The sequence below is a fragment of the Lacticaseibacillus camelliae DSM 22697 = JCM 13995 genome (assembly GCF_001311195.1).
GTDB classification, from domain to species: domain Bacteria; phylum Bacillota; class Bacilli; order Lactobacillales; family Lactobacillaceae; genus Lacticaseibacillus; species Lacticaseibacillus camelliae.
On record NZ_BBAJ01000073.1, the window covers coordinates 1 to 11,139 of the forward strand.

13 protein-coding genes are annotated in these 11,139 nt (G+C 50.7%); 1 reads left to right on the top strand and 12 read right to left on the bottom strand.

Annotated features, from left to right (window positions below):
* From recA to JCM13995_RS10955, 12 genes are all read right to left on the bottom strand, one after another.
* The coding region (gene recA, locus JCM13995_RS10900; RefSeq protein ID WP_054665547.1) for a recombinase RecA at window positions 1-1,056 on the bottom strand (1,056 nt) is incomplete at its 3' end.
* Window positions 1,057-1,089: 33 nt separating this feature from the next.
* Window positions 1,090-1,479 (bottom strand): hypothetical protein, encoded by a 390-nt coding sequence (locus JCM13995_RS10905; RefSeq protein WP_054665552.1) that lies wholly within the window; start codon window positions 1,477-1,479, stop codon window positions 1,090-1,092.
* Entirely contained in the window at window positions 1,472-2,755 is a 1,284-nt protein-coding gene (locus JCM13995_RS10910) for a Y-family DNA polymerase (protein WP_054665555.1), read from the bottom strand. Before JCM13995_RS10910 ends, JCM13995_RS10905 begins: the two co-directional genes overlap by 8 nt.
* Window positions 2,752-2,979 carry an LSm family protein gene (locus JCM13995_RS16260; protein ID WP_225350857.1) on the bottom strand — a complete coding sequence of 76 codons (228 nt, stop codon included), beginning with the start codon at window positions 2,977-2,979 and terminating at the stop codon, window positions 2,752-2,754. The genes JCM13995_RS10910 and JCM13995_RS16260 overlap by 4 nt, the downstream gene beginning before the upstream one ends.
* A 255-nt stretch (window positions 2,980-3,234) precedes the next feature.
* Window positions 3,235-3,768 (bottom strand): hypothetical protein, encoded by a 534-nt coding sequence (locus JCM13995_RS10920; protein WP_054665558.1) that lies wholly within the window; start codon window positions 3,766-3,768, stop codon window positions 3,235-3,237.
* A complete protein-coding gene (locus JCM13995_RS10925; RefSeq protein WP_054665561.1) occupies window positions 3,769-4,212 on the bottom strand; it encodes a hypothetical protein in 444 nt (147 codons plus the stop codon).
* On the bottom strand, window positions 4,205-4,666 hold the full coding sequence (locus tag JCM13995_RS10930) for a hypothetical protein (protein ID WP_156314453.1): 462 nt from the start codon (window positions 4,664-4,666) through the stop codon (window positions 4,205-4,207). The genes JCM13995_RS10925 and JCM13995_RS10930 overlap by 8 nt, the downstream gene beginning before the upstream one ends.
* A 356-nt stretch (window positions 4,667-5,022) precedes the next feature.
* Window positions 5,023-5,469: a hypothetical protein gene (locus JCM13995_RS10935; RefSeq protein ID WP_054665568.1), complete on the bottom strand. Its 447-nt coding sequence runs from the start codon at window positions 5,467-5,469 to the stop codon at window positions 5,023-5,025.
* An 18-nt stretch (window positions 5,470-5,487) separates the two neighbouring features.
* Window positions 5,488-6,147, bottom strand: coding sequence for a hypothetical protein (locus tag JCM13995_RS10940; RefSeq protein ID WP_054665571.1), 660 nt, complete (start codon window positions 6,145-6,147; stop codon window positions 5,488-5,490).
* The gene (locus tag JCM13995_RS10945; protein ID WP_054665574.1) at window positions 6,125-6,898 is read right to left on the bottom strand and encodes a hypothetical protein; all 774 of its coding nucleotides are present in this window, start codon (window positions 6,896-6,898) and stop codon (window positions 6,125-6,127) included. Before JCM13995_RS10945 ends, JCM13995_RS10940 begins: the two co-directional genes overlap by 23 nt.
* A gap of 824 nt (window positions 6,899-7,722) precedes the next feature.
* Window positions 7,723-8,094, bottom strand: coding sequence for a hypothetical protein (locus JCM13995_RS10950; protein WP_054665577.1), 372 nt, complete (start codon window positions 8,092-8,094; stop codon window positions 7,723-7,725).
* 90 nt (window positions 8,095-8,184) lie between these two features.
* Window positions 8,185-8,871: a ParA family protein gene (locus JCM13995_RS10955; protein ID WP_225350858.1), complete on the bottom strand. Its 687-nt coding sequence runs from the start codon at window positions 8,869-8,871 to the stop codon at window positions 8,185-8,187.
* Window positions 8,872-9,483: 612 nt separating this feature from the next.
* Here JCM13995_RS10955 and JCM13995_RS10960 point away from each other — a divergent pair.
* Window positions 9,484-10,728 (top strand): replication initiator protein A, encoded by a 1,245-nt coding sequence (locus JCM13995_RS10960; protein ID WP_054665579.1) that lies wholly within the window; start codon window positions 9,484-9,486, stop codon window positions 10,726-10,728.
* Window positions 10,729-11,139: the final 411 nt, after the last annotated feature.

Genomic DNA, 11,139 nt, shown 5'->3' on the forward strand with positions numbered 1-11,139 from the left:
AAAATTGAGGAGATTTACTGCGTTAACAGTTTCCGGAAAAGCTTTTGCCCGAATGGCCCCTTCGATTTCTTTGCTCATCTCCGGGTGAGCATCCAGGTATGCTTCTGCATTCACTGCGCCCTGGCCCAGCCGCTCATCGTTGTATGAATACCAGGAGCCGCTCTTTTTGATAATCCCGGAAGCAGGACCTTTCTCGTCCACGCCAAGCGCAATCATATCCCCGTTATGGCTGATCCCATGGCCATAGCTCATCGTGGTTTCGATTGACTTAAACGGTGGCGCCACCTTGTTTTTGGTTACCTTGATTTTAGTCGTATTGCCGACAACCTCAGTTCCATCCTTGACTGCCTGTGCTCGCCGCACTTCAAGGCGGATGGTTGAATAGAACTTGAGCGCTCGGCCGCCAGGCGTGGTCTCAGGGTTTCCGAACATGACGCCAATCTTTTCCCGTAACTGGTTAATGAAGATCACGATGGTTTGTGTCTTGAAAACGGTAGCCGTGAGCTTACGCAGCGCTTGAGACATCATACGGGCCTGAAGGCCAACGTGACTATCACCTATCTCACCTTCGATTTCAGCTGCGGGCACCAGTGCGGCCACAGAATCGACCACCAGGATGCTCACTGCCCCGGACTGAACCAAAGCGTCCGCAATCTCCAGCCCTTGCTCGCCGGTATCTGGCTGGGACAGCAATAGCTCGTCAATGTTGACGCCAAGCGCCGTAGCATATTTCGGATCCATCGCATTTTCAGCGTCGATATACGCAGCAGTGCCTCCAGCCTTTTGTACACTGGCCACCGCCTGAAGAGCGATGGTCGTCTTGCCTGAACTTTCAGGGCCATAGATCTCAATGATTCGGCCCTTTGGAAACCCACCGACACCAAGGGCAATATCTAGAGACAAAATGCCGGTAGAAGAGACGTCGATGTTGGTGAGCGACTTGTCGCCCATGCGCATGACGGCACCGTCGCCAAACTGTTTCTTGATTTTGCTAAGGGCTGTGTCTAGCGCTACCTTGCGATCCTTCTCGCCTGAAACTTCGTGTGCCTCGCGCATGGTTACTTTTTTTTGTTGCCATATCGGTTCCTCCTAGTTAGTGCCTTGACTCGGCCGCCACGGTGCGTGCGTCTGGTTGCGGGCGCTATGGCCATGGGTCGTGTCCTGCACAATATCTGTTCCTGGGTGAATCAAGCGCTTTGTGTCGCGATATTCTACTGAGAGATTGCTCCACTCGCGGAGATTGTTCATGACATATCGGTAATCTTCGGGATCCCGTTTGAAATGGACTAACTCGTAACTGCGGAGCAGCTGCGTTCGCTGCTTTTGCGTGTAGAGAAAGATCGAGTAAATATCCTCAAAGTGATTGTCTACCACGACCAGCCAGTACCGGTAGCGATATTTGCGGGTGAAGTATTTCTCGTAATTTTCCTGCATGGTGTGAATGATGTGATACATGCGCTGATCGTCTTTGTTATCCATGATGGCCTCCTACCAGCCCGGCCCGGTCGATTGCGGTGCCGCCTGCTTCCTTCGAGTATCCGCGCACCAGTGACTTGTAGCCGTACTTGCTCCGGATTTTGTCTACGACCTGATCAAGGGCCATGTCAGCAGTCTGCTTCTCTGGTGGGTCAAAGAGGTTGAGCTGAAACCCTGCGGCCTTGCTGACGCGATTGACACGGACTGAGACGTTCCTCACCGGCTGGCCGTTCCACTTGCTTTCAAACAAGCGGCGGGCCGCGCTGATGATGTCGTCTGAGCGGCTGGTGGCGTCGATGTGCATTTGGGCGCCAAACCCACGCTCTTCAGCATTCGCGTAGCCAATGCCGACGCTGACCACCTCACCCTGAACGTGGTGCTTTCGTAGCCTGGTAGCAACTTGATCTGCGATTTCGCTCAACACCACTTCAATATCGCGTTTGGTAACGTAGTCCCGCATGAGCACCTGAGAGTTGCCGTAGCCCTTATTTTCCGGTCGGGGCAGGTAGCGCTTCGTTAGGTCTGAATAGTCGATGCCCCAGGCGTGAAAGAAAAGCGCGTCACCTAAGACGCCAAACCTGGCATGCAGCTTGCCCCGATCCGCATGAGCCAGGTCATAGATGGAATGAATGCCGATGGCCTCCAGCTTAGCGGCGGTCTTGTCGCCTATCGACCAGAAGTCGGTTAGATTCTTGATCTGCCAGATGGTTTCGGGCACGTCTTCGTATGTCCAGCTTGCTCGCCATGGCTCTTGGTACTTGGCGTCGTTGTCTAAGGCTAGTTTGGCTTGCAGCGGGTTCTGGCCAATGCCAACCGTGGTGATGATTCCGTACTTCTGGAAGACTTCTTCCTGGATCTTAGCCGCGATCTCCTCGTTACTGCCAAAAAGGCTATGGCTGCGGGTCACGTCGATGAATGACTCGTCAACCGAGTATGGGTACCAGTGGTTATCATCAGTGAAGGAACGGTAAACGCGATTGATCTTGTAATTGAGCTTGATGTAGTCTGCCATGCGTGGCTCCACCAGCTCAATATCCATCTGATCGTCGATTTCAAAGCGCCGGGTGCCTAGCTTAACGTGGTAATCACGCTTCGTATTGGGACTTGCCGCTAGCACCAGGCCGCCGTTACTCTCTTCATTGCTGAGCACCGCCACCTTGGCGGCGAGCGGAAACTCGCCGCGTCTGATGGCTTCAGTAGAGGCGTAGAAGGACTTGCAGTCAATGCACATGATGTCATGGATTGGCAAACGCTGCGGGTCGTCTAACGGCGTGCTCATTGGTGCCACCACTTGGTTGCATCCAGCACGTCGATATGCCGGATGTCCTCAACCTGTACCGGCAGCACCAGGCCATCTTTGCGCTGAAGGTAGATTTGACCATCAGCGTAGCCAAGAATTGGCCCTTCCAGGTCTCGCCGGTATTGCCCGTCGTACAGGGCGTTAAGCTGGATTGCCACGACTTGCCCCCGCTCCCAGGCGGTCTGAAGAACCTGGTCAATCACACTGGCCTTCTGTTCCGGCTTCTCTGGTATTGGCTTTTCATCTATCGCTTGTGATTCCATATAGCACTGTGATCACTCAGGATCCAGCCAAGCCACTTCTTCATGCCTCGATCCGGGTACAGCCAAAGCTCCCGTGGGACGTTGCGTTCCATAATTTTGCCCCCTTGTTGTTGACTCCATTATACGAACATACGTTCGTATAATGCAAGGGCGATCTGTACAAAAACGGGGCCACTTCTGGCCCCTACCGTTTGATTATTTAGCTGCACGATTCTGGTCTATTACAAGTTGCTGCGCGTGAGACAGAGCAGCCGTAATACGATCGGCTTGCTGGGTGACTAGATTGACAGCTCGCCGTATCGGTAGCGGCTGGTACATGTCAACGGAGCCAATGGGTAGAAATTGATCAACGTGCGCATAAACGTGTGCACCGGTTTGGTCAACCGAAGGAGACGGTTGTTGGTAGTGCCAAAGTGTGCCGTTGGAAATGCGAAGCTGCCCAGCATACACCACTCCCTTAACTTCTATGCAGACAATATCGCCGGCTGATGTTGCAATCATTTGTTCAAAGCTCGGCTTAAAGCGATTAAAGGTGTTTCTTTCAGCATCAGAGCTGCAATCCTGAGCTACACGCGAAACAAATTGTGACAGGTCAAGTGGCTGCGTTGGCTCGTTTTCACGAATCCATCCGATACCAACGATGCTAAATCTAAGCCATAGTCGTCCGGCTTGTGCCTTCGTTCCCGTTTTTTCAACTGGATTATGGTTATACCAATACACTTTGGGCATTTAACTGACCCCCATCATTGTGTGGTTGCTAGGCGTTTTGTGCTGCATAAGAAGCCGAAATTGGAGTGTCATTAGCTGGATGTATGGAAGCCGCGTAACATTAGCGAGATTTGCGTACAAGAGGGCCTGAGCCTCGGCATACGATTGGCGCTCTGCAAAGTGCCACGTGGCTCCATCGACTTGTCTAACCGAGCAACGGTAAAAGTGCCATCCTACCTTAAGGATGAGGACATCACCAGGTCGAATATCAATGATTGTTTTGTAGTCACGCTTGAGACGATCACGTCTGTTGGGCCATCGACGCAGCGCTTCTTGATAAAGAATCTTCGGGCGCAAAGGCCAGGCATTTTGAACAACAACGGCATCTGTGCCGAAGATTCTTGCTGTAAGCCAGGTTCGGCCAACTTCGCGGGAAGGGGCACGCCAGAAATAAACTTTAGTCATTGGCAACCTCATTCCCTTGTTTGGCGCGGTAGGCTTCATAGTTTGGGGTAATATCAGCCTCCGTCAGTTGTTCCCGAATGGAAGGCGAAAGCGTGCTTTGGTAGTAATGTCGCAGAAAGGCGGCCGCGTCACTGACTTCGGCAAACTGATCGACTGTTTCTCCGGTATCGGGGTTTTGATAGTAAGCGTAACTTAGCGTGAGCCGTGGGCGGATATTGTAGTCGTTAATGTTGCGTGGCTGGTTATGACCCGCCTGCTTAGGGACCAACAGTTGAATCTTAATTACGTTATTGCCAGTCATAGGGAATCCGGTATCCTGTTTGACTCCACTCGAGCCGTTAACACGTGCGGTGCTTTCGTTCCCAATTGAAACTTTGTACACGGATCCTTGCGGGTGATAAACATTGTGTGTTGGGACCAAGATATAAAGACTCGCGGTGTATTGTCTGGACATAAAAGTTCCTCCTTGGTTGGCGCCTGTTCCTAAGAGCCCATTTCACAGATATTATATCCGAGTAATTAGTTCCGGTCAACCGAAAGTTAGACTTTAAATTCCGATATATATCTTATTGAAGATGATTCCGGCGTGGCGTCTGCGAGGACTCATTATCTAGTCTGTGCTGACAACCCTAATGACTAGTCCATAATTATATGTGACAGCAAAGGAGCCGCCACCTCCAGCGGGTGACGGCTCTTGTTGATTGGAAACAAACGATGTCAATACATAGTTTTTGTATACGGTATACGAGGAGTAAGCAACACTGCCTTCAGATAAGCCGACTCATTCTGCACCTGGCCCCACAGGGTCCTCTATCTACCACGTTTTGCTGCTACCCACATGTCCGCTCGACAGAGCAACCGATTGGCGGCCTTGATTCCTTGCCAGAAAATCCAGATAATACCCGCAGCAATCAGTGACTTAGCGCCAAATCGAAAGAGGCTTCCCAACGCCACGAATACCCCGCCGACAAAAGGGGCCAGGAATAAGCCACCCACGACCATTGGCCACTCGTACAGCGCCCAGAACGCCACAACAATCACTACCAGGACGCCTAAGAACATGGCAACGCCTGGTAGGCTGTTACCGAAGATAGCGTGCAAGATGTAGCTGAACATGGGCTTCACGACGTGCGAGAAGATATATTGAAATGGGGCGATGATTAGGTACCCAAGAGCGTTCAAGATGCGCAGTAGATTATCAAGCACGATATCCAGTGCCCAGCTAATCCAGTTCGTTAGTTGCGTTGTGCCTTCCATGTCCCCATCCTCCGTTTTCTATTGTAGGTCTTTGACCTTATCGCTTAGTTTTCCAACTTTGTTTCGCAGCCGGTTGCGTTTCCGGGCGACGGCTCGGGTGAGCTTCCGGTGTCCCTCGTACTCGTTGCGATGAGCCGCCAACTTATCACCCAGTTCGGTAACTCGATGTTCCATTGCTTTGATCTGCGCATCCGTGGCCATCTCACCTGTCAACGCCAGCATCTCGGCGAACGGGTCCAGCTTTCCGCTACGATAGCGGCGCTGTTGTCCAACGTGGCTGTACGCGTAAAGTGCTGACTGCGGCTGGCCCTCTCGCCCTGGCACCTTGATGATCTGGCCGAAGCGTGCACTAGATAGGTCAATCGTTGCTGGGACCAGCCACTTGTAGGTGTGCGGGTTCAATGAGCCGTCGTCGTTAAGAAAGTAAGCTATTGCGATGGTAGCGTTCCGCTTCAATACTGCGTAACGCTGCGGGTTCTTGTCCTTCGGTGCTGTGGCGACTAGTCCTCTCAACTCGCGCTTCACACGGTTCAACGCGGTTCGCTGCCGCTTCAGCTCTATTTCTCGCTCCGAAATCTTCGGCTTTTTTGGCTTCGGCTCTACCGGCGCCGGAGCCTTTCTATGTGGTTGCCCTGGTACCAGCATGTCCCGCCGACTAATCTGTATCTTCTTTGCCATCCATTCCTCCTTTGACGCTGCTACGCGAGCGTCCAGCCAGTCTGGCTGTCATAATCGTAAAGGGCTTCAAAATCCGTTTGTGACAAGGCCAGGAGCGGCCGGTGGCGAGCCTAATCAGAATGTCGCCAACCTCCAAGGAGAAGCTTGGCTGCTTGCTGCCAGCATAAGCGTCAACTTGAATCTTGTCATGCCTTTTGGTGAAGTGGGCGTTCGCCGGGTCAGCGAGCCTCTGGATCGCGGCGAGGTTAACGCCGTCAAACTGAACATACTGATCAGCCTGGCTCGGTTTACGCAATGCCGTTCCCTTGGCAAGCTCTACCTCACCCCAGGTTGCGACAGTACCGCCCGCACGGCCCATCCGCTTGATTGCCTGGTCGAGTGTCGTAACCTTGGTTCCTTCTATTGAGATACCGAGCCTACGGGCCTCACTTGAACTGATCCTCCGTCGTTGCCTACCACGGGCAAGCACGCTCTGTTCCTGTCGATGGGTGACAGTACGGATGATGCTAACGGAGCCATCATCTTCTTCTACTTCCCACACAGTAGGAATAGCCTTTTGCGTCGGCGTCTCAACCATGTCAAGTTGAACTGCGCTGGTGGCGTCAGGATGACCATCAAGCTGCAAGGAGATCAAGTTGATCTGATCGCACACGGCACAATCCGGGTCGCTGCCGGGCTCATGTAGATCATCTAGCCCGTCTTTGGTGTGTTTTGCATAGGCTGCATACAAATCCTTCTTTGTTACTGACATGTTTCTCCCCCTAGCCAGGTGAGCAGCAGCCGCTTCCCAGCTTGACACGTACACACTAATCTTTTAATTCCCAGCCATGGCACCCCGGCTGCGCCATAAAGTGCTGATCCGTCAGCCGAAGCAAGTATGCCAGGACTTTAGTACTTTAGTACGCTGGTACCAAGGTACCCTACGTCTTGGACTGAGCGGGTGCGCTCACGCAGCAGTTGCATTTACACAAGTGTAAATGTACACGCCACAATTCCTTCGCAACGGCCTCTATTGCTACTTTGTGTAAAGGTGTAAGTGTACACACTACCCTCAACCGGATGCTCTCTCACGCCGCTATTACAATACGCCGTTAATGCCACTCTACGGGCCTCAAGTACTGGCCCACGCTCGCCACGCGGTACTAAGGTACGATGGTACCAAGGTATCAAAGTACCTTAGTACATGGTACCTTTATCCCGCTACATATAGCCTACATTGCGCTGTTTGCTGAACACGAAAGTTTTTCGTTATAGTACCAAGGTACCTAGGTACTTTGGTACCTGGATCCGGTTGGCGTGCATTTCTTTGTGTAAAGGCGTAAATGTGCACGTCCCACTCGAACTGACGTCTTCTCTCGCACCGATAGTATAATATGCTGTCAAAAGTACACTACTGGCGCAAGGGATTGAATTGTTGTGGCTCAATGGTACTAAGGTACGATAGTACTAAGGTATCAAAGTACCTTAGTACTTTTAGCCTTCTAGGTATTGCCCGCGTTATGCCGTTTGATGAATGCGCAAATTTATCATCACAGTGCCTAGGTACTAAGGTACTTTGGTACTGTTGGTCGAAAGTTACTTTGCGTTCATCGCTTTGTCGTAGGCATCCTTGATTTCGCGATCAGTCAGCGCATGTTCCAGAATTAAGTGTAGAACAAATTCAGTCATTGACTGCCCCTGTTGCGCTGCCTTTGCTTTGATTGCGCTTTGTATTTCAGCGGGCATATATACCTTGACCTGCTTGGTGCCCTTGGTACTGGCGTAAAAGGCTCGTATATCCTCGAAGCGGGTGAGCTTTACCTGCTTTTCATCCTTCTCTTCTACCGCAGCTGCCTTTTCTGGAGCAGGTGCGGCCACACCTGTTGCTGGCTTACCAAACAAGGTATCGGGAATACCATTGCCTACTACCATTGGATTATCCTTGAGACTCTTCCTTTTTGTAGCCATATTAGACCTCCTGAACTAATTTCTTTGCCAACTTGAAATAAGCGAGTCCTGCCGCATTTGTTTTATCCATATCGTACGTGGAAATTTGGTTTACGCTGGCATCGGCGACTTTAACCGACCGGGGAATGTCTGCAGGATTTGAATGGAATCGTCTTCCAACACCTGGTAAGCCTCATTCGACTGAAGGGTATGCTGCGTCATTGTGACGACATAACCGTAAATTTTGAGATTTTTGTTGATCTGGCTCTGCACTTGCGAAATGGTATTTTTCACCAGTTGCCGCCCCAGCAGAGCCTGATATTCAGCCTGAACTGGGATCACGACTTCATCCGCGGCACTCAGTGCATTAACGGTCAGTAAACCACGACTCGGAGGGCAGTCAATCAGGATGTAATCAAAGTGGAAATCAGGATCCTCCATGAGCGTCTTCAATGCATCACGAAGCACCAGCTCCCGTAATGTCATTTGAACCAGCGACAACTCAGCGTCCGACAATTCTAGGGTCGTCGGTGCCAGCCACAGGTTTTCCTTGATTGGCACAATTGCTTCTCTTATAGAGGCCTTTCTTAACATCACTTGAGTCATATTTGGCACCGCAGACCGAGTGAGCTGAGGCAAGTCTCCACGTATCTGAGTAAGGCTGCTTTGTGGATCCATATCTACCATTAGCACCTTCTTTCCTAGGTGCTGTGAGAGTATGTCTCCCAGTTCAGCAACGGTCGTGGTCTTCGCGACGCCGCCTTTTTGATTTGCAAATGCAATAACTGTGGTCTTCATTCTGTCTACCCTCCTGAATATTTCAACCTTGGTACTAAAGTACCAAGGTACTAATCAAATCGTTCCACCTTGGTACCCTAGTACCAAGGTACCTTAGTACTAAACCGTGTTAACCTGAAGTGGGTATCTTCTGCTCGTCAGAATTGCTAATTTACTTGACACTAAGGCACATCGCCTCCCGAGTACCTTAGTACTAAGGTACCAAGGTACTATTCAAATGTCAATACCTTGGCCACGAATAGTACCAAGGTACCCTAGTACTGAAGTACCTTAGTACCAGAGTACTTTGGTACCGGCGATTAACAGCGGTGTAAAAGCACTTCATCAAGGGCTTGTATTTTTTTGCTTGTGGTTTTTCTTTACTCAGGCCATGAATACGGTTAAAATTGGGTATGAAAAAAAGCCCGATCCGTAGACCGAGCAACCAAAAAAATCTTCTGCAAAGATATTCTACCGCATTCTCTGGAATTTTGGTAGTGAGGTTGCTTCAAAGTTGCACAATAGAATGTGGCAGGTTATATTTACCTCGAACTACTTCTGTTTGTGATTAGAGTCGTCTGCGGAATCGCAGGGGACTCTTTCGCATGTCCCACAAAACAGGAGGAATGAATCATGGAGAGCCACAAGCAGCTTCCATTCTACTCAGCAAACGAAGCATTCGGCGAAACGTACTACCAGCTTCCGAAAGTCTTCTACACCAGTCCGCTATACAAACCGCTTTCTAACGATGCAAAGGTGGCGTTCGCCATTCTCAAAAGCCATTTTGCATACAGTGTTCTTAACCATTGGGTTGACGATGATAACCATATCTTTTTCACTTATACCAACGAGCGGATGAAAGACATGCTTGGCTGCCAAGATGGCAAATTGAGCAAAATCAAGAAAGAGCTGATCCAGGCCGGGCTTCTATCTCAGGTTCATGTAGGGCTGAACCAGCCTAACCGGTTATACCTTCATAAACCTGAGACAAGCGCAGAGGACGTTTATCAGATTGCGCATGAAGACCGGAACATCGCCGATTCAACCCCAGTGAAGCAGGGTGAAGGTTCGCAAACCCTTGATAATAGCGGACGTGCGAAAATCGCACGTCCGAATAATGCCGCCAATAAAGGACGTGCGAAAATCGCACGTCCGGTGATGACGCAATCTGACGACTCGCAAACCCTTGGTAATAGCGGACATGCGAAAATCGCACACGAATTAGAACTATACTCTTCTAGAGACCTTACTAGAGACCTTAAAGAGACTTCGAGTGCCGATTCTTCAAACACGGCGTCTTCGACACCAGAAAAGGGAGCAGAGCAAAACCAACCGCTCAAGTCCGAGCTTTCGCCTGAACAAGACGATGTGCTTGAAAGAATGCTGCTCGATAACTTCGCCGACAGCATTGATCCATCAGTGTCTGGTGACATTTTGAGCCGCAGCAGTCTTCAGTTGATTGGCAAATGGAGTCACTCGGTGAAGGAGGCCCGCGAGCGCGTGGGGGTTATCCTCAACGCCAAACGCGACACTGAGCTTGAATACGACACGTACCTGGTTACTGAAGACCTGCAAGACGAACTCAACAAGGCGCTGCTACGTGTTGTTATGCGCTGGAAAGACCAGCTTGACGGTCGTAGCGAGCGCTCTATCCGCAACGTAGACAATTACCTCTACGGCGCTATGAAGCAGATCTTTGAGAACGAGTCTGTGCGCCAACTCAACCTTCAAGCTAAGGACGACGAAGACCGTGCGGCGTTGCGTGACCTGCAAGATCGCTTTGCTGACGTGCGGACGGGTAAGCAGGCCCGGATGGAAGCGCGAGAAGCAAACCGGGCCCGGCGGCGCCAACGTGAACACAAGAAGGCCAATGCTTGACTTGGTAAAACTGTGAGGTATTATAAGATTGTAAACCGAACGCGTGTTCGATTTACGAAGTTTAGCCTGGCATTGTTGGGATTTTACAAGGGTTTAAGCAACATAATTGCCTTTGGGATAGCGCTTACAAAATATTGAAAAATATTTACAGTTGACTTTTGCGAGTGGTCTGATATTCTGAAGGCTTAAATTGCGAGTGTCGCACTGGCACAAAAAAAGTGGGCTAACCGAAAGTGCTGACCGGGCTATCAACCCGGTTTAAGCGCAAATTCGGAGTCACACGATGGAAAAGCAACTTCCTGAGTGACTACCCCCTACTGTGCATCCACAGCATTTCAAGTTTAACACGCAGACACGCGGAAACCCCGCGTCACGCATGGGAAACAGCGAGTGAAGGATGCATCGAGGAGG